The sequence below is a fragment of the Streptomyces sp. NPDC057486 genome (genome assembly GCF_042802415.1).
Classification (GTDB): Bacteria; Actinomycetota; Actinomycetes; order Streptomycetales; family Streptomycetaceae; genus Streptomyces; species Streptomyces yanii.
On sequence record NZ_JBHVEE010000047.1, the window covers coordinates 47,093 to 65,402 of the forward strand.

17 protein-coding genes are annotated in these 18,310 nt (G+C 68.7%); 8 read left to right on the forward strand and 9 right to left on the reverse strand.

Annotated elements, in window-relative coordinates:
* Window positions 1–424 precede the first annotated feature (424 nt).
* On the forward strand, window positions 425–733 hold the full coding sequence (groES, locus tag ACFU6I_RS22425) for a co-chaperone GroES (protein WP_003998759.1): 309 nt from the start codon (window positions 425–427) through the stop codon (window positions 731–733).
* Window positions 734–833: 100 nt separating this feature from the next.
* Window positions 834–2,459 (forward strand): chaperonin GroEL, encoded by a 1,626-nt coding sequence (groL, locus tag ACFU6I_RS22430; RefSeq protein WP_345515020.1) that lies wholly within the window; start codon window positions 834–836, stop codon window positions 2,457–2,459.
* Between the two features lie 93 nt (window positions 2,460–2,552).
* On the opposite strand, the gene ACFU6I_RS22435 is transcribed toward groL, so the two are convergent.
* The 6 genes from ACFU6I_RS22435 to ACFU6I_RS22460 form a co-directional block, all read right to left on the reverse strand.
* Entirely contained in the window at window positions 2,553–3,248 is a 696-nt protein-coding gene (locus tag ACFU6I_RS22435; protein WP_384369498.1) for an ester cyclase, read from the reverse strand.
* A gap of 75 nt (window positions 3,249–3,323) precedes the next feature.
* The gene (locus ACFU6I_RS22440) at window positions 3,324–4,352 is read right to left on the reverse strand and encodes a hydroxyacid dehydrogenase (RefSeq protein ID WP_384369501.1); all 1,029 of its coding nucleotides are present in this window, start codon (window positions 4,350–4,352) and stop codon (window positions 3,324–3,326) included.
* A gap of 51 nt (window positions 4,353–4,403) precedes the next feature.
* Entirely contained in the window at window positions 4,404–5,258 is an 855-nt protein-coding gene (locus ACFU6I_RS22445) for a carbohydrate ABC transporter permease (RefSeq protein ID WP_384369504.1), read from the reverse strand.
* Window positions 5,255–6,148, reverse strand: coding sequence for a carbohydrate ABC transporter permease (locus ACFU6I_RS22450; RefSeq protein ID WP_384369507.1), 894 nt, complete (start codon window positions 6,146–6,148; stop codon window positions 5,255–5,257). Before ACFU6I_RS22450 ends, ACFU6I_RS22445 begins: the two co-directional genes overlap by 4 nt.
* The gene (locus ACFU6I_RS22455) at window positions 6,148–7,476 is read right to left on the reverse strand and encodes an ABC transporter substrate-binding protein (RefSeq protein WP_384369510.1); all 1,329 of its coding nucleotides are present in this window, start codon (window positions 7,474–7,476) and stop codon (window positions 6,148–6,150) included. The genes ACFU6I_RS22450 and ACFU6I_RS22455 overlap by 1 nt, the downstream gene beginning before the upstream one ends.
* A 159-nt stretch (window positions 7,477–7,635) precedes the next feature.
* Window positions 7,636–8,721 carry a substrate-binding domain-containing protein gene (locus tag ACFU6I_RS22460; RefSeq protein ID WP_384369513.1) on the reverse strand — a complete coding sequence of 362 codons (1,086 nt, stop codon included), beginning with the start codon at window positions 8,719–8,721 and terminating at the stop codon, window positions 7,636–7,638.
* A gap of 166 nt (window positions 8,722–8,887) precedes the next feature.
* Between ACFU6I_RS22460 and ACFU6I_RS22465 the strand changes: the two genes are divergently transcribed.
* A complete protein-coding gene (locus tag ACFU6I_RS22465) occupies window positions 8,888–10,417 on the forward strand; it encodes a right-handed parallel beta-helix repeat-containing protein (RefSeq protein WP_384369516.1) in 1,530 nt (509 codons plus the stop codon).
* A gap of 21 nt (window positions 10,418–10,438) precedes the next feature.
* On the opposite strand, the gene ACFU6I_RS22470 is transcribed toward ACFU6I_RS22465, so the two are convergent.
* Both ACFU6I_RS22470 and ACFU6I_RS22475 read right to left on the reverse strand, forming a co-directional pair.
* Window positions 10,439–11,212 carry an SDR family NAD(P)-dependent oxidoreductase gene (locus ACFU6I_RS22470; RefSeq protein WP_384369519.1) on the reverse strand — a complete coding sequence of 258 codons (774 nt, stop codon included), beginning with the start codon at window positions 11,210–11,212 and terminating at the stop codon, window positions 10,439–10,441.
* 34 nt (window positions 11,213–11,246) lie between these two features.
* Window positions 11,247–11,921, reverse strand: coding sequence for an MOSC domain-containing protein (locus ACFU6I_RS22475; protein WP_384369522.1), 675 nt, complete (start codon window positions 11,919–11,921; stop codon window positions 11,247–11,249).
* Window positions 11,922–12,202: 281 nt separating this feature from the next.
* Between ACFU6I_RS22475 and ACFU6I_RS22480 the strand changes: the two genes are divergently transcribed.
* Entirely contained in the window at window positions 12,203–13,093 is an 891-nt protein-coding gene (locus tag ACFU6I_RS22480) for a LysR family transcriptional regulator (RefSeq protein ID WP_384369525.1), read from the forward strand.
* A gap of 85 nt (window positions 13,094–13,178) precedes the next feature.
* Here the strand turns inward: ACFU6I_RS22480 and ACFU6I_RS22485 are convergent, their stop codons facing one another.
* On the reverse strand, window positions 13,179–13,511 hold the full coding sequence (locus ACFU6I_RS22485) for a WhiB family transcriptional regulator (RefSeq protein WP_266982485.1): 333 nt from the start codon (window positions 13,509–13,511) through the stop codon (window positions 13,179–13,181).
* A gap of 414 nt (window positions 13,512–13,925) precedes the next feature.
* Between ACFU6I_RS22485 and ACFU6I_RS22490 the strand changes: the two genes are divergently transcribed.
* From ACFU6I_RS22490 to ACFU6I_RS22505, 4 genes are all read left to right on the forward strand, one after another.
* Window positions 13,926–14,537 (forward strand): response regulator transcription factor, encoded by a 612-nt coding sequence (locus tag ACFU6I_RS22490; protein ID WP_003948568.1) that lies wholly within the window; start codon window positions 13,926–13,928, stop codon window positions 14,535–14,537.
* Between the two features lie 279 nt (window positions 14,538–14,816).
* Window positions 14,817–15,392 carry a sigma-70 family RNA polymerase sigma factor gene (locus ACFU6I_RS22495; protein ID WP_030084428.1) on the forward strand — a complete coding sequence of 192 codons (576 nt, stop codon included), beginning with the start codon at window positions 14,817–14,819 and terminating at the stop codon, window positions 15,390–15,392.
* A 139-nt stretch (window positions 15,393–15,531) separates the two neighbouring features.
* Entirely contained in the window at window positions 15,532–17,037 is a 1,506-nt protein-coding gene (gene guaB / locus ACFU6I_RS22500) for an IMP dehydrogenase (protein ID WP_384369528.1), read from the forward strand.
* Between the two features lie 104 nt (window positions 17,038–17,141).
* Window positions 17,142–18,266 (forward strand): GuaB3 family IMP dehydrogenase-related protein, encoded by a 1,125-nt coding sequence (locus tag ACFU6I_RS22505; protein WP_030914322.1) that lies wholly within the window; start codon window positions 17,142–17,144, stop codon window positions 18,264–18,266.
* Window positions 18,267–18,310: the final 44 nt, after the last annotated feature.

Consider the following 18,310-nt stretch of genomic DNA (forward strand, 5'->3'; position numbering starts at 1 on the left):
GCGGCCCGGCCCGCCCCGGCCGTACGGAACGTGACGGTCGCGCAGACCGCTGCCCGGCGCCGCCGGGGGCGGAACCGGAGCGATGTCGAGACCTGCCCCGGCAGCCGACGCCGACGCGGGGGCGTGACGACCGGCATCTCCCCGCCGTCGCACGGAACGGCGCGGTCCGTCCCCGCGTTCCCCGTACGTCGACCCGTCGGGACAGCCCGGTGCGGTGACGCCACGATCGCACTGAATTGGCACTCCGCTTGACCGAGTGCTAATCGCGGTCATAGTGTCAGCTCTGGCACTCCCCGCTGGAGAGTGCCAGCAGTACTGTGCGACCGGCAGGTCCGGCACCCGCGACGACGGACCCATCTGATCGCCACCCCAGACAGTTAACCCCGCAGTTAACCCCGAGATCTCCGAAGGGGGAGGCCGGATCGTGACGACCACCAGCTCCAAGGTTGCCATCAAGCCGCTTGAGGACCGCATTGTGGTCCAGCCGCTCGACGCCGAGCAGACCACGGCCTCTGGCCTGGTCATCCCGGACACCGCCAAGGAGAAGCCCCAGGAGGGCGTCGTCCTGGCCGTGGGCCCGGGTCGCTTCGAGAACGGCGAGCGCCTGCCGCTCGACGTCAAGACCGGTGACATCGTGCTGTACAGCAAGTACGGCGGCACCGAGGTGAAGTACAACGGCGAGGAGTACCTCGTCCTCTCGGCTCGCGACGTGCTCGCGATCATCGAGAAGTAATTCACACACGTTTGCTTCCGTTCTGCGCCCCTGGTCCCCTGCGAGATAACAAGCCGGGCGGTCAGGGGCGCAGTTCGTTCGAGAGGACAGTTCAGCTCCCATGGCGAAGATTCTGAAGTTCGACGAGGACGCCCGTCGCGCCCTTGAGCGCGGCGTCAACAAGCTTGCCGACACGGTCAAGGTGACGATCGGCCCCAAGGGCCGCAACGTCGTCATCGACAAGAAGTTCGGCGCTCCCACCATCACCAACGACGGTGTCACCATCGCGCGCGAGGTCGAGCTCGACGACCCGTACGAGAACCTCGGTGCCCAGCTGGTGAAGGAGGTGGCGACCAAGACCAACGACGTAGCGGGTGACGGCACCACCACCGCCACCGTGCTCGCCCAGGCGCTCGTCCGCGAGGGCCTGCGCAATGTCGCCGCGGGTGCTTCCCCGGCCGCCCTGAAGAAGGGCATCGACGCCGCGGTCAAGGCTGTGTCCGAGGAGCTCCTCGCGACCGCCCGCCCGATCGACGACAAGTCCGACATCGCCGCCGTGGCCGCGCTCTCCGCGCAGGACTCGCAGGTCGGCGAGCTCATCGCGGACGCGATGGACAAGGTCGGCAAGGACGGTGTCATCACCGTCGAGGAGTCCAACACCTTCGGTCTGGACCTCGAGTTCACCGAGGGCATGGCCTTCGACAAGGGTTACCTGTCCCCGTACATGGTGACCGACCAGGAGCGTATGGAGGCCGTCCTCGACGACCCGTACATCCTGATCCACCAGGGCAAGATCGGCTCGATCCAGGAGCTGCTCCCGCTGCTGGAGAAGGTCATCCAGGCCGGTGGCTCCAAGCCGCTGCTGATCATCGCCGAGGACGTCGAGGGCGAGGCCCTGTCGACCCTGGTCGTCAACAAGATCCGTGGCACCTTCAACGCCGTCGCGGTGAAGGCCCCGGGCTTCGGTGACCGCCGCAAGGCCATGCTCGGCGACATCGCCACCCTCACCGGTGCGACCGTCATCGCCGAGGAGGTCGGCCTCAAGCTCGACCAGGCCGGTCTGGACGTGCTGGGCACCGCCCGCCGTGTCACCGTCTCCAAGGACGACACGACCATCGTGGACGGCGGCGGCGAGCCCGGCGACGTCAAGGGCCGGGTCAACCAGATCAAGGCCGAGATCGACGCCACCGACTCCGACTGGGACCGCGAGAAGCTCCAGGAGCGCCTCGCGAAGCTGGCCGGCGGCGTGTGCGTGATCCGCGTCGGTGCCGCCACCGAGGTGGAGCTCAAGGAGAAGAAGCACCGTCTGGAGGACGCCATCTCCGCGACCCGCGCCGCGGTCGAGGAGGGCATCGTCTCCGGTGGTGGCTCCGCTCTGGTCCACGCCGTCAAGGTCCTCGAGGGCAACCTCGACAAGGCCGGCGACGAGGCCACCGGTGTCGCGGTCGTGCGCCGCGCCGCGGTCGAGCCGCTGCGCTGGATCGCCGAGAACGCGGGCCTCGAGGGTTACGTCATCACCTCGAAGGTCGCCGAGCTCGACAAGGGCCAGGGCTTCAACGCCGCGACCGGAGAGTACGGCGACCTGGTGAAGGCCGGCGTCATCGACCCGGTCAAGGTCACCCGCTCCGCGCTGGAGAACGCCGCGTCCATCGCGTCGCTGCTGCTGACGACCGAGACCCTGGTCGTCGAGAAGCCGGCCGAGGAAGAGGCCGAAGCCGGTCACGGCGGCCACGGTCACTCGCACTGACGAGCTGCCACCTGGCCTCACCGTCGCACAAGGCCCCCGTTCCCGCTGTTCAGCAGTGGGAACGGGGGCTTTCGGCTGCCCTCCGCCGTGGGGTCAGTGGAGCGCGCCGAGCTGGTGCATCAGGCCGAGAAGGTCCGCGTGCCACCAGCCTTCCTGGATCCTGCCGTCCTTGAACCGGAAGATCGTGGTGCCCGTCATGGTGCACTGCCTGCCCGTGGGGGCGATCCCCATGAAGTCGCCCTCGTGGGTGCCGATCCAGGTCCACAGCGTCACGACGTCGTCACCCTCGCAGACCTGCCGGTCCAGGCTGACGGTGAAATCGAAGGCCGCACGCCATCTGATCACGTCGTTCTTCAGGGAGTCGGACCCGACCACCGTGTCCTGTTCCTTCGCGACGTCGTGGTCGATGTAGTCGGGCGCGAACACCTCGTCGATGGCTTCGAGGTTGCCCCCGACGGCGATCTCGTGGAAGAACCGGCGCGACAGTGTCTGGTTCAACTGTTCGTCACGGACCACATCGAGGTCGGTGAAGGTGGGCATTCCGTTGCAGAGCGCCACCATCTCCTGGAAGATCCGGTCGGTCTCCGGCAGCTTCGAGTTCGCCATCGCGTCTTCGTACGAAGGGAATTCGACGATCTCGACGAAGTGGGACCCGTCGGAGCGGTCCTTGCCGATGAGGCTGTGCGTGGCTGTCCGCGTGCCCTTGGTCCGTTCGACCCATTCGTCCATGAGGCGGTCCATGTCGTCGAACCGCTCCGTCTTGCAGTCGATTACTTGTACGAATCTCATGGCGTCTCCCGGTCCTGCAGTCCGGATGGGATCCTTCCAGTTTAGAGAGATCAGAGGGTTTTCGACGTTCGGGGATCAGGCCGAGTGCTGCAGGCTCCCGGCGTGCACGGGGTCCGCGAAGGGCAGGCCGGACGCGAACCGCTCCATCTCGTCGAGTGCCTGGTCGGCCATCCGGTGCAGCTCGACGCCCTGCGAGCCCGCGATGTGCGGAGTGAGCAGTACATTCGGCAGCTCGTACAACGGTGAGAGCGCGGGCGGAAGTTCGGGATCCGTCACATCCAGCACCGCGTGCAGCCGCCCGCTCCGCAGCTCCGCAAGCAAGGCGTCCTCGTCGATCAGCGACCCGCGAGCCGTGTTGATCAGCGTTGTGCCCGTCGCCATCGCCGCCAGCTGCGCCGCGCCCATCAGATGGCGCGTCTCCGGCAGCTGCGGCGCATGCACGGAGACGACGGAGCTGTGTGCGCACAGCTCGTCCAGCGCCGCGAGCCGTACGCCCAGCCGGGCCGCCTCCGCCGCGTCGACGTAGGGGTCGTACAGCAGGACGTCCAGGTCGAAGGGGCGCAGCAGCTCGATCACCCGTCGGCCGATGCGGGATGCTCCGATGATGCCGACGGTGCGGCGGTAGTTGCCGGAGCCGGCGAGCTCCTGGAGCCAGTCGTGGTCGGTGCGCAGGGTGGCGTAACGCTGCGCGGTCTGCAGCACCCGCTTGCCCGCGAAAAGGATCGCGGCAAGGGTGAACTCGGCGACGGGCAGCGCATTGGCACCGGCCGCAGAGGTGACGGCGATCCCGCGTTCCCAGCAGGCGTCCGTGATGTGGTGCTTCACGGAACCGGCGGCGTGCACCACGGCCCGCAGCCGCGGTGCGCCGTCCAGCACCTCGGCGGTCAGCGGTGTCGCACCCCAGCAGGTCAACAGCACCTCGGCCTCGGCGAGCGCGGCGGCCGTCTCCGGTGTCGGGTCGGCCAGGTCGTGCGCGACGAAGTGGGGATCCGTACGGGTGAGGGCGGCCAGTCGGGTGCGGTGGCGGTCGGCGAGGAGCCGGTCGGCGATGCCGGGGCCCATCGCCAGCAGGGCTTTCGGCCGGTTGTCAGTGGCGTGGGGCATGGTGGAACTCGGACTCCTCAAAGGGCGCTCGGCTCAAGGGGCGGGCGACGGTCACTTGACGCTTCCGGCGGTCAGACCCGCCTTCCAGTGCCGCTGCAGGGAGACGAAGGCGACGATCAGGGGGATCACGGCGAGGAGGGATCCGGTGACGACGAGCGGATAGAAGCTCGGCTCGCCGTGGGTGTTGGTGTTCCAGGAGTACAGACCGAGGCTCAGCGGGAACAGCTTGCGGTCCGACAGCATCACGAGGGGGAGGAAGAAGTTGTTCCAGATCGCGGTGAACTGGAAGAGGAAGACGGTCACGAAGCCCGGCATGACCATGCGCAGGCCGATCGACCAGAAGACGCGCAACTCGCCGGCTCCGTCGATACGGGCGGCCTCCAGCGCCTCGTTCGGGATGTAGCCGGTGGAGAACACCCGGGCGAGGTAGACGCCGAACGGATTGACGAGGACCGGGATCAGCACCGACCAGTAGGTGTTGACGAGACCGGTTTTGGACGCCAGGAGATACATCGGCAGGGCGAGCGCGGTGGTCGGGACCAGCACGCCCATCAGTACCACGCCGAACAGCTTCTCCTTGCCCCGGAATTCGTACTTGTCGAAGGCGTACCCCGCGGCGACACAGATCAGCGAACAGACGACCGCGCCGCCGCCCGCGTAGAAGAGGCTGTTGAGGTACCAGCGGAAGTAGATGCCGTCGCCGTAGGAGGCGAGGTTCGACAGGTTCTCGCCGAGGTTGAAGCCGTCGAAGGAGAAGGCGTTGCCCGCGAGCAGATCGCCGGTGTCCTTGGTTGCGGCGGTGACCAGCCAGACGAGAGGGAAGAGCATGTAGACGACCGCGAGGACCAGGAAGCCGTTGACCGCCGTCCTGGACATCCAACGGCTCTTGGGAGCTGAGGAGTTCATGCCTTCCTGCCCTTCCGGCCGGTGAAGCGGGTGACGACGAAGGACAGCAGTGCGGCGGTGAGGGCCAGCAGGATGGAGGCCGCGGCCGCGAGGCCGTAGTCGTTGCGTTCGAAGGCCGCGGTGTACGCGTACATGTTCGGCGTCCAGGTGGAGGAGACGGCGGATCCGGTGCCCTTGTTGAGGATCAGCGGTTCGGTGAACAGCTGCAGCGAGCCGATGACCGTGAACAGGGCGACCATCACGACGGAGGCGCGGATCAGCGGCACCTTGATGCTCAGCGCGATGCGCCAGGCGCCCGCCCCGTCGACCGTGGCCGCTTCGAGCACGGAGCGGTCGATGGCCTGCAGCGCCGCGTAGAAGATCACCATGTTGTAGCCGAGCCATTCCCACAGGGCGATGTTGACGACGGACGGGAGCGCGCCCTCGGGGGAGAAGAAGTCGAAGCCGATGCCGCCGGACTCCATGGCGCTGATGACCGGGCTGAGCTGCGGCGTGTAGAGGTACACCCAGATCAGCGCGGCGATGATGCCCGGCACCGCATGTGGCAGGAAGAGCGCGAGCTGGAAGAACCGGCGGGCGCGGGCCAGCGCGGAGTCCAGCAGCAGGGCGAGGGCGAGGGCCCCGATGAGCAGCAGCGGAATGTAGAAGAGGCAGTATCCGAGGAGTACGCCGAAGCCCTCGCGGAATGCCCGGTCACCCAGCGCCGCCGCGTAGTTGTCGAGACCGCTGAAGACGGTCTCGGTGCCGCCGAAGCCCAGGCCGGACTGTTTCTCGGTGAACAGGCTGAGCCAGACCGCGTATCCGATCGGCACCACCATCGCCAACGTGAACAGTACGAAGAAGGGCCCCAGCAGGATGGCGGCGGCTCTGGTCGTCCGGGCGCGGTTCATCAGCCTGCGTCCTCGACCTTCAGACCGCGCTTCTTCAGCTCGGCAACGGTGGCGTCATGGCCCGCCTTGACCGCGTCGGTGATCGTCGTGCCGCCGGTCGCGACCTTGCCGAACTGGTCCTTGATGGTGGTGTTCGTCGTGCCGGTCGTCGGACCCCAGGTCCAGTCGGGGCCGATGGACGCCGCCGCGTCCTCGAACACCTGGTAGATGTCCTCGCCGCCGTAGAAGTCCGCGTCGAAGGCCTTCTTCGCGACCGGACGCAGCTCGGCCGCAGCCGGGAAGGCGCTCGACGTGCCGGATTCGATCCGGGCCTTGATGCCGTCCTCGGTGGTCGACATCCAGGTGGCGAACTCGACCGCGGCCTCGGCCTTCTTGCTGGTCTTCGTCACCGCGAAGGTGGAGCCGCCGAGCATGCCGCTGGCCGGCTTGCCGTCCCAGCTGGGCATCGGGGCGACCGCCCACTTGCCGCTCTGCTCGGGCAGGGTGCCCTTGAGGACGCCCGCGCCCCAGGCGGCGCCGAGATAGCCGACGGTGCCGCCGCTCTTCAGGGAGTTGGTCCACTCGGGGCTGAACGAGGCGTTGGCACGGATCAGGTCGTCGTCGAGCAGACCCTGCCAGTAGTCGGCGACCTTGTTGGTGGCCGCGTCGGTCGTGTCGACCTTCCAGGTGTCGCCCTCGGCCTTGAACCACTGGGCGCCGGCCTGCCAGGCCATTGCCTGGAACGTGGTCGGGTCGTCGGGGAAGAACGTGCCGATGCGGGCCTTCTTGTCGGCCTTCTTGATCTTCTCGGCCGCCTTGCGGAACTCGTCCCAGGTGGTGGGGACCTCGACGCCGTACTTCTCGAACAGGTCCTTGCGGTAGTAGAAGGACTGCGGAGAGGCGTCGAAGGGGACGGCCCAGTTCTTGCCGCCGAGCGTGGTCAGCTCCACCGCCTGCGGCAGCAGCTTCTTCCTGATGTCCTCGGTGAAGTACTGGCCTATGTCCTGGAGCGCGCCCTGACTGACGTACTCCGGAAGCTGCGGGTACTCGATGGACACCAGGTCGGGGGCGTTGCCCGCCTTCACCGCGTTGGAGATCTTGGCGTAGCCGCCCGCGTTGCCGGACGGGATCTCCTCGTACACGACCTTGATGTTCTTGTGCGAGGCGTTGAACGCGTCAACGACCTCCTTGGATCCCTTGGCCCAGCCCCAGAAGGTGATGCTGACGGGCTTGCCGTCACTTCCGGGGGCGGCGCTGTCGTCGCCGCTGCCGCCGCAGGCCGTGAGTACGGCGAGGGCGGTGGCGGCGCCGACGAGGGCAAGGGACGTTCTGCTCGAACTGCGGCTCACAGCGAGGCTCCTGAACAGGCGACGACATTGGCGTTGGCCGTGATCCTTGAACCAGTCGTGACCGAAGTCAAGAGCGAAAGATTGATTGATCGAAAAAAGATCAAAGAAGTTACGTACGGAAGCGGATGGTGAGAGCTGCGGGAGAGGCCGCGGGACGGGTTACGGGAGGGGAGAACCGCACGAGTCGCGGACCCGCAGCTGCGGCAGCAGCGTCAGATGGCGCCGCGGCGCGCCCTCGCCCTCGCCCAGTCGTTCCACCAGCAGCTCGGTGGCATGCCGGCCCACATCGCGCTTGGGCGGCGCCACCGCAGTCAGCGGCGTGTCGGCGAGCGCCGCCACCTCGTCGTCGTAGGCGATCAGTGCCAGGTCGTCCGGCACCCGCACACCCAGCTCGGCCAGGCGCTGCACCACCTGGATCGCGTCCACGTCGTTGTGGATCAGCGCAGCCGTGGCCACCCCCGAGACGACCGCCTCGCGCAGCGCCTGCACCGCCGCCTCGAAGGCGTCGGGGGCCAGCTCCGCCGGTACGGAATCGATCACGTCCTGCGGTGCGCGCAGCCCCAGCACGGACAGTGCCTCCGCGTAGCCGGACCGCACCGCGATCGCTGTCGGGGAATCGGCACGGGCCATCAGCAGTGGCGCCCCGTAACCCAGTTCCACCAGGTGGCGCACGGCGAGCAGTACCCCGTGGGCATGGTCCGAGCAGACCCGGTCCAGGCCGTCCAGCCGCGAGCCCGCAACGGGCCGGCGCTCCAGCAGCACCGTGGGCACGGGCAGCGAGGCGATCCAGTCGCCGAATGCCGCCGGGTCGCCCGGATGCTGCCAGCCGGGCGCGATCAGCAGGCCCTCGGCGCCCGCCGAGAGCAGCCCCTCGGTGCGCGCGTGGTCCTCCTCGGGCCGGTAGTCGGAGATCCGCAGGATCAGCCGGGCCCCGGCCCGGGCCGCCGCCTCGTGCGCCCCGCGGATGACCTCGGCGAAGTAGTACGTCGCTGAGGGCGCGAGCATGCCGAGGACCAGGCCGCTGCCCGCGCCGGCGGTGGCACCGGGGGCCGCGTGGTCCTGCGGCCAGGAGACCGAGCCGTGCACCCGGTCCAGCAGGCCCCGGCCCGCCAGCTCCTCCACGTCCCGGCGCACCGTGACGGGCGAGACGCCCAGCTGGGAGGCGAGATCGGAGACCCGGGCCGAGCCCCGTTCCCGTACCAGCCCCAGCAGCCGGTCATGACGTTCAGCAGCAGTTTCGCGCACGGCAGCAGTCCCCTCGCAGTGATCCGACCCCGGGATCGACCCTAGTCCAGCGTGATCGAACGATGGCAGTTTCGATCATTCAAACGTAATCCATTGACGTTCGATCAATCCGAGTCCAGGATTCCGGCGATGCCGACTCGACCCTGACTGTTCGTACGGAGGAATTGTGAGACATCGCGTCACCGCCGCAGCGCTCGCGGCCCTGACTGCTGCCGCGGGTATGACCGTCGCGGGCCAGACGGCCGCGCAGGCCGCGCCCACCGGCCGCACGTTCCATGTCGACTGCTCGGCCGACCCGGCCGGTGCCACCGGCAGCAAGGAGCATCCGTGGACCACCCTGGCAGAGGCCGGCGCCCCCACCTACGGCCCCGGTGACCGGCTGCTCTTCAAGCGCGGCACCACCTGCACCGGCACCCTCGCCCCGCAGGGTGAAGGCTCCGCCCGCGCGCCCTTCACCATTGCCGACTACGGCAGCGGCGGGGCCCGCGCGAAGCTCGACGGCGCGGGCGCCCACGACGTGGTCCTGCTCTCCAACATGCAGTACGTGCACCTCGGCGACCTGGAGATCACCAACGCCGCCGCCCCCGGCAGCGAGCGCAACGGGGTCCGGTTGCGCCTGACCGACTACGGCACCGCCCGCGGCTTCAAGATCTCCGGCCTGTACATCCACGATGTGCGCGGAGGCGACTACAAGACGGTCTCCGGCTCCAGCGCGATCCAGATCGCGGTCGAGGGGAAGACGAAGCCCAGCGCGTACGACGGTCTCGACATCGGCCACAACCGCATCGAGGACGTCGACCGCGAGGGCATCTACTTCAAGTCGACCTTCTCCAAGCGTGATCTGGTCGGCCAGCAGCAGGACCCGAACGTCTACCCGGGGGAGTGGACGCCCAGTACCGGCGTGCGGATCCACCACAACACGCTGAAGTCCCTCGCGGGTGACGGCATGAAGCTCGACACCACCAGCGGCGCCCGCGTCGACCACAACAGGGTCGACGGCTTCCAGCTCCGCTCGCCCTCCGCCAACGCCGGTATCTGGACCTTCAACACCGACGACACGACCATCGAGTACAACGAGGTCTCGGGCGGCGGAAACACCCACGACGGCATGTCCTTCGACGCCGACGGCGCCTCGCAGAACACCGTCTTCCAGTACAACTACAGCCACGACAACACCGGTGGCTTCCTGCTGATCTGCCCGTACAGCGGTGCCAAGACCATCGGCACGGTCGCCCGCTACAACGTCAGCCGGAACGACGGCGCGCGCCTCATCCAGAACTGCTGGGGCCCGATCCTCGACACGCAGATCTACAACAACACCTTCCACAACAAGGAGAAGGTGCCCGGCTACCTCGTCCAGGACGACGCCGGAAGCCCCGCCACCACCCAGCACGAACTGTCCATCCGCAACAACATCTTCGTGAGCGAGGGCACCGGCGGCTACGCGTTCAAGAACCCGACCCCCGGGCTCTCCTTCGACCACAACGCGTTCCACGGCATCGAGATGACCCGCCCCAACCCCGGCGGCATCACCGAGGACCCGAAGCTGCGGGACGACTTCCGGCTCGGCGAGGGCTCGCCCGCCCTGGCCGCCGGAGCCGTCATCGAGAACAACGGCGGCAAGGACTGGTTCGGCAACGAGCTGAAGCCCGGCGCCCCCAACATCGGCGCGTACGCGGGCCGCGGCGTCAGGTAATCCGCACACCGTCCGACCGCCCTACTGCGGACCGTACTTGCGGCCTGTCTTGGAGGTGACCCCTCCGAGCAGGCCGCGCGGCGTCACCTTCACCAGCCCCATCAGCGCCTTGTACCGCGCGTCGGGGATCGACACCGACTTCCCGCGCGCGAGATCCGCCAGCGCCGAGGCGACCAGCTTGTCCGCGTCGAGCCACATCCAGCCCGGAATGTTGTCGGTCCCCATCCCGGCGCGCTCATGGAACTCGGTCCGTACGAAGCCGGGGCACAGGGCCATCAGCCGCACCCCCGAACCGGCCAGGTCCTTCGCCGCGCCCTGGGTGAACTGAACGACCCACGCCTTGGACGCGCCGTACGTCCCGCGCGGCACGAACGCCGCCACCGAGGCCACATTGACCACCCCGCCCCGCCCGCGTTCCTTCATCCCCGCCGCGGCAGCCGAGGTCAGCCGCAGCACCGCCTCGCAGTGCACCTTCAACATCTTCAGCTCGTCCGCCATCGACACATCCAGATAGCGGCCCTTGTTGCCGAACCCGGCATTGTTGATCAGCAGATCGACGGGATGCCGGCGGTCCGTCAGCCGCGCCTCGACCGAGGCGATCCCGTCGTCCTCGGAGAGGTCTGCGGTCAGCACCTCGGCCTCGATGCCGTGCCGGTCGTGCAGCTCGGTGGCCTGTTCCCGGAGCCGCTCGGTGCTGCGCGCCACCAGCACCAGGTTGTGCCCGTCGGCCGCGAGACGCCGCGCGAAGGCGGCCCCGATTCCCGCGGTCGCACCCGAAATCAATGCAGTCGTCATACGCGGCACGTTAGTGCCCCGCACACCGCACTGATCACTCGCCCGGTGCCTGCGCCGCCACGTACTTCAGGGCGGTGCGCAGCGTCTCGGGATGCAGTGCGTCCCGGGCCGCGAGCAGCTCCGGCAGCAGGTCCCGCCGCACCGTCACCGCCAGGAACTGCATCCGTACGGTGATGTCGTGGTCCGGCCGGTGCACGATCTCGACCGGGTCCCCGGCGCGGATCTCGCCCGGCTCGATCACCCGCAGGTAGGCGCCCGGGGCGGCCGCCTCGGTGAATCGCTTGACCCAGCGCTTCTCTCCGAGGTGACCGGCGAACGTGCGGCACGGAATGCGGCCCGACGTCACCTCCAGGACCAGATCGGCTCCGATCCGCCAGCGTTCGCCGATCCTCGCGCCGCTCACGTCCAGTCCGGCGGTCGTCAGGTTCTCGCCGAACGCGCCATTGGCCAGCGGACGGCCGAGCGAACGCTCCCAGGCGTCGAGATCCTCACGGGCGACGGCGTACACGGCCTGGTCCGAGCCGCCGTGATGGCGCAGATCGCACACCGCGTCCCCGGCCACCCCACTGCCGCCGGTGCCCTTGGGGCCGGGGTCGGTGACCCGCACCGGGCCGTCGACCGGCTGCTTGCCGATCCCGGTCACGCCGCCGGCGGCGTCGGTGTAGTCGACGGCCTCGGGCCGTCCCGCATTCACAGTCAGCAGTTCCATACAGCGAACGCTAGTGCCGTGACCGGCAGTGTTTGCCCATGAGGAGCGTTTTCCGGTGCATGCGATCGCACGGCGGCCGGACGTCCTCGGATGCGGTCTCCGCTGCTCGAACGGAGTCGGGAGCCCGAGGACGGAGCCACCGGGGCTTCTGGCCGACGGGGCGAGCGGGCGTGCTCGGCGGTGCGACGGGCAAGGCTGCCGGGAGGGGCACTGACGACCCCATCCTCAAAGAGGCATGCGAATATTTCGCACTCCACCCAAGCTGCCCTTATGGTTGAAGAGTGATCGAAGCCCGTCATCTCCGTGTCCTGCGCGCCGTGGCCGCCACCGGCTCGTTCTCCGCCGCCGCGCGCGAACTGGGCTGCACCCAGCCCGCGGTCAGCCAGCAGATGAAGGCCCTGGAGTCCTCGGCCGGTACCACGCTGCTGATCCGCACAGGCCGCGAGATGCGGCTCACCCAGGCGGGTGAGGCGCTGGTTCGTCACGCGTCCGGCATCCTCGCCGGGCTGACCGCCGCCGAGGAGGAGGTCGCTGCGATCGCCGGGCTGCGGGCCGGCCGGGTCCGGCTCGTGTCGTTCCCCAGTGGCAGCTCCACTCTGGTTCCCGGGGCTCTGGCCGCCCTGCGCGCCGCCCACCCGGGGACGAGGGTCTCCCTGGTCGAGGCGGAGCCGCCGCGCTCGGTCGAGATGCTCAGGGAGGGTGACTGCGACATCGCACTGGCGTTCCGCTACGGCGCCTCGGGCGGCGAGTGGGAGGACCTGGTCGTGCGCCCGTTGCTCACCGACCGGCTGATCGGCCTGGTTCCCGACGGGCACCGGCTGGCCGGTGCGGACGCCGTGGGGATCGGTGAACTGGCCGACGAGTCCTGGATCGCGGGCTGCCCGCGGTGCCGGCGGCAGCTGGTGGAGGTCTGCGAGGAGTCCGGCTTCGTCCCCCGGATCGACTTCGCCACCGATGACTACCCTGCGGTGGTCGGCCTGGTCGGCGCCGGTCTGGGAGTGGCCGTGCTGCCGGCGCTGGCGATCGAGTCGGTGCGCCCCAAGGGGGCCCGCACCGTGACGGTGGAGCCGGCGATCGAACGCGAGATCGTCGCACTGACTCTTCCCGACCTGGCCCACGTCCCCGCCGTGGCGGCCACGCTGGATCAGCTGTTCCTGGCTGCCGCCCGCTAGGCCGGGGCCGCGCATGCCACTGGCCCGCCCCGCAGGCATGCGGTGCAGGAACGTTTCTTCTGTTGTCGTGCGGAGTGCTTAGGGATCAGGTGTGCCCGGATGGGGCGGCCATCCCCGGAGGTGCTGCCGCGATCAGTCGGTTGCGGGCCCGTCCCATGAGCTCCTCGCGCTCGTCCTCGGTCAGTCCGCCCCACACCCCGTAGGGCTCCCGCACCGCCAGGGCGTGCGCTGCGCACTCGGCGCGTACCGGGCATCGCATACAGACCTCTTTCGCCGAGTTCTCGCGGGCGCTCCGTGCCGCTCCGCGCTCACCCTCCGGATGGAAGAACAGCGAGCTGTCGACCCCACGGCAGGCCGCCAGCAGCTGCCAGTCCCACAGATCGGCGTTGGGTCCGGGAAGGCGGGAGAAATCTGCCATTGCTTGTCCCCTCGAAACCATGGTGGGTAGGAAACGTCGTTGGCGTTCGTCGTTGGACCGGTGCCCATGACCGTACATCTACGGTGCTAGTAGATGTAAATATGACTGATTGCGAATCTAGCCACAGACACCAGCAAAAGGGAAGAAAACCGACTAAATGGGGCATACGTTGAAGTGAAAGTTCGGTTGACGGCTTGACCAACCGCGCCGCTCTCCTCTGTGCACGGTCCCTCACGTAGAGTGCCGAACCCGCCCCGCGGGCCCGTAACTCTTTCGAGTGACCATCGTTGAGAGTGCGGAGGCGGTTGGCAGAAAAAGCGATCGGGCAGATGTCCGAGAGCGTCAACCGCACAGGTGACGACTTGTATCAGCCTGGAGGCTCAAGGTGACGCGCATCAGCTGCGGAGGACGGTCATGACATCCGTCCTCGTCTGCGACGACTCCCCGCTTGCCCGAGAGGCGCTCCGTCGCGCGGTCGCGACCGTGCCCGGCGTCGAGCGTGTGACGACGGCGGCCAACGGCGAGGAAGTCCTCCGCCGCTGGGGAGCCGACCGTTCGGATCTGATTCTGATGGACGTACGCATGCCCGGTCTGGGGGGTGTGGAGACGGTCCGACGGCTGCTCTCCGCCGACCCGGGGGCCCGGATCATCATGCTGACCGTCGCGGAGGACCTGGACGGTGTCGCGCTCGCGGTCGCCGCCGGTGCCCGCGGATATCTGCACAAGGACGCCTCCCGCGCGGAGTTGCGGGCGACCGTCACCCAGGCGCTGGCCGATCCGACGTGGCGGCTCGCCCCGCGTCGGCTGCGGTCCGCCGAGATGGGTGCGGCGCCCACGCTCACGGCGCGTGAGATCCAGGTGCTCGAAGGGATGAGCCATGGCCGTTCCAACGCGGAGATCGGGCGTGAGCTCTTCCTCTCCGAGGACACCGTCAAGACGCATGCCAGACGGTTGTTCAAGAAACTCGGCGCCTCGGACCGGGCACACGCCGTCGCGCTCGGCTTCCGCTGGGGTCTGGTCCGCTGATGACGGGCCATGACCGGTAGCCGGCCGCTTCCCCGTCCGCACTTCGGTGGACGGGGTGACGGGGGCGGCGGGACGCCGATCGGCTGCTCGGCCGCCTCGGTATGTGACGCTTCCCGGCCGATGACGCATCCTTGAGATGTGGAGTTCCTCGGGAACGATTCGGTCGAGCGGAAGGGGAGGGCGCAGGACATGACTTCCGGCGCACCCGCTCATAACGCTTCGGTGCACAACTACGGACGCGGTGCCGCGGATGAAGCGGCATCGGGGCACCATGGTCCGATGCGCGACGACGAGACGACGGTGATCGGTGCTCTGGTGCACCGTGCCGTCGACGGCGACGCCCAGGCCACCCATGATCTGCTGGCTCATGTCCACCCCCTTGCGCTGCGCTACTGCAGGTCCCGGCTGAACCGGTTGCCCGGTGATGCTCGCCACTTCGTGGAGGACCTGGCGCAGGAGGTGTGTGTCGCGGTGCTGATGGCGTTGCCGCGCTACAAGGACACCGGCAGACCCTTCGAAGCTTTTGTCTTCGCCATCGCCGGCCACAAGGTCGCCGATCTCCAGCGGGCCGCGATGCGGCACCCGGGGTCGACGGCCGTGCCCTCCGACGAGATGCCGGAGCGGCCGGACGATTCGCTCGGGCCCGAGGAGCGCGCACTGCTCAGCAGCGACGCGGCCTGGGCCAAGAAGCTCCTCGCCAACCTCCCGGAGAACCAGCGTGAGCTGCTGGTTCTCCGGGTCGCGGTCGGTCTGACCGCCGAGGAGACCGGACAGATGCTCGGCATGTCGCCGGGTGCGGTCCGGGTTGCCCAGCACCGCGCACTGAGCAGGCTGCGCGCCCTCGCCGAGCAGTAGAGCGGCGTCGGATTTCCTCGTACGCAGGTTCCGTACGAAGCTACAGAACCTCTAGGTGATCTTGATCGTGGAATGAGACACCCCCGGAGGCCGTTAGCATGGACATCCGCACCGATCAAGGCCATTTGGGGAAGGTGTCATGACTGCAAACGTCGACGGAGTGCCCGAGAAATTCGCGACGCTCGGGCTGACATACGACGACGTGCTGCTGCTGCCCGGCGCGTCCGACATGGCGCCCGATCAGATCGATACCTCCTCGTACATCTCCAAGAACGTACGGGTGAACATCCCGCTGCTCTCCGCAGCGATGGACAAGGTCACCGAAGCCCGCATGGCGATCGCCATGGCCCGGCAGGGCGGCGCCGGTGTGCTGCACCGCAATCTCTCCATCGCCGACCAGGCCAACCAGGTCGACCTGGTGAAGCGCTCCGAGTCCGGGATGGTCACCGACCCGATCACGGTGCACCCGGACGCGACCCTGCGTGACGCCGACGAGCTGTGCGCCAAGTTCCGCATCAGCGGCGTGCCGGTAACCGACGCCGCGGGCAAGCTGCTCGGCATCGTCACCAACCGTGACATGGCCTTCGAGTCCGACCGTTCGCGTCAGGTGCGCGAGGTCATGACGCCGATGCCGCTCGTCACCGGCAAGGTCGGCATCTCCGGCGTGGACGCCATGGAGCTGCTGCGCCGCCACAAGATCGAGAAGCTTCCGCTGGTCGACGACGCCGGGGTCCTCAAGGGCCTCATCACCGTCAAGGACTTCGTCAAGGCCGAGAAGTACCCGAACGCCGCGAAGGACAAGGACGGCCGGCTGCTGGTCGGCGCCGCGGTCGGCGTCGCGGGCGACGCCTTCGAGCGGGCCCAGGCACTCGTCGAGGCGGGCGTCGACTTCATCGTCGTCGACACCGCGCACGGCCACTCCCGCCTCGTCTCCGACATGGTCGCCAAGATCAAGTCGAACGCCTCGGGCGTCGACGTCATCGGCGGCAACATCGCCACCCGTGACGGCGCCCAGGCGCTGATCGACGCGGGCGTCGACGGCATCAAGGTCGGCGTCGGCCCCGGTTCCATCTGCACCACCCGCGTCGTCGCCGGTATCGGCGTCCCGCAGGTCACGGCGATCTACGAGGCGTCGCTCGCCGCCAAGGCGGCCGGTGTCCCGGTCATCGGCGACGGTGGCCTGCAGTACTCCGGCGACATCGCCAAGGCTCTCGTGGCCGGTGCGGACACCGTGATGCTCGGCTCGCTGCTCGCGGGCTGCGAGGAGTCCCCGGGCGAGCTGCTCTTCATCAACGGAAAGCAGTTCAAGTCGTACCGCGGCATGGGTTCGCTCGCCGCGATGCAGACCCGTGGCGACCGCAAGTCGTTCTCCAAGGACCGTTACTTCCAGGAGGGCGTCGCCTCCGACGAGAAGCTCGTCCCCGAGGGCATCGAGGGCCAGGTCCCGTACCGCGGCCCGCTCGCCGCGGTCGTCCACCAGCTCACCGGCGGTCTGCGTCAGTCGATGTTCTACGTCGGCGGCCGCACCGTCCCGGAGCTCCAGGCCAACGGCCGGTTCGTGCGGATCACCTCGGCGGGGCTCAAGGAGAGCCACCCGCACGACATCCAGATGACGGTCGAGGCGCCGAACTACAGCAGGAAGTAACGCATCACCACAGGTGAGGGGCGGTCCGGGCGCACCGGGACCGCCCCTCAGCCGTGTGTCGGGGATACTGGGAACGCAGACGTAGAGGGAAAGGCCACATCATCGTGACTGAGATCGAGATCGGGCGCGGCAAGCGCGGCCGCAGGGCGTACGCATTCGACGACATCGCCGTCGTTCCGAGTCGTCGCACCCGCGACCCGAAGGAGGTCTCGATCGCCTGGCAGATCGACGCCTACCGGTTCGAGCTGCCGTTCCTGGCCGCACCCATGGACTCCGTGGTCTCCCCGCAGACCGCGATCAGGATCGGCGAGCTGGGCGGCCTCGGCGTCCTCAACCTCGAGGGCCTGTGGACCCGGCACGCCGACCCGCAGCCGCTCCTCGACGAGATCGCCGAGATGCCCGTGGAGTCGGCGACCCGCCGCCTCCAGGAGATCTACGCGGCTCCGATCCAGGAGGAGCTGATCGGGCAGCGCATCAAGGAGGTGCGCGACTCCGGTGTCGTCACCGCCGCCGCGCTCTCGCCGCAGCGCACCGCGCAGTTCTCCAAGGCCGTCGTCGACGCGGGTGTGGACATCTTCGTCATCCGCGGTACGACGGTCTCCGCCGAGCACGTCTCGGGCGCTGCCGAGCCGCTCAACCTCAAGCAGTTCATCTACGAGCTGGACGTCCCGGTCATCGTCGGCGGCTGCGCCACGTACACCGCGGCCCTGCACCTGATGCGGACCGGCGCGGCCGGTGTCCTCGTCGGCTTCGGCGGCGGCGCCGCGCACACCACGCGCAACGTCTTCGGCATCCAGGTCCCGATGGCGACCGCGGTCGCCGATGTGGCCGGGGCCCGCCGCGACTACATGGACGAGTCCGGCGGCCGGTACGTGCACGTGATCGCGGACGGCGGCGTCGGCTGGTCCGGCGACCTGCCGAAGGCCATCGCCTGTGGCGCCGACGCCGTGATGATGGGCTCCCCGCTGGCCCGTGCGACGGACGCGCCCGGCCGCGGCCGGCACTGGGGCATGGAGGCCGTCCACGAGGACGTGCCGCGCGGCAAGCTGGTCGACCTGGGCTCCGTCGGCACGACGGAGGAGGTCCTCACCGGCCCCTCGCACACCCCCGACGGTTCGATGAACATCTTCGGTGCGCTGCGCCGGGCGATGGCGACGACGGGATACAGCGACCTCAAGGAGTTCCAGCGCGTCGAGGTGACGGTGGCGGACTCGCAGCACCGCCGCTGACGGGTGACGGACATACGGAAGGGCCCGGACCGCTTCTGCGGTCC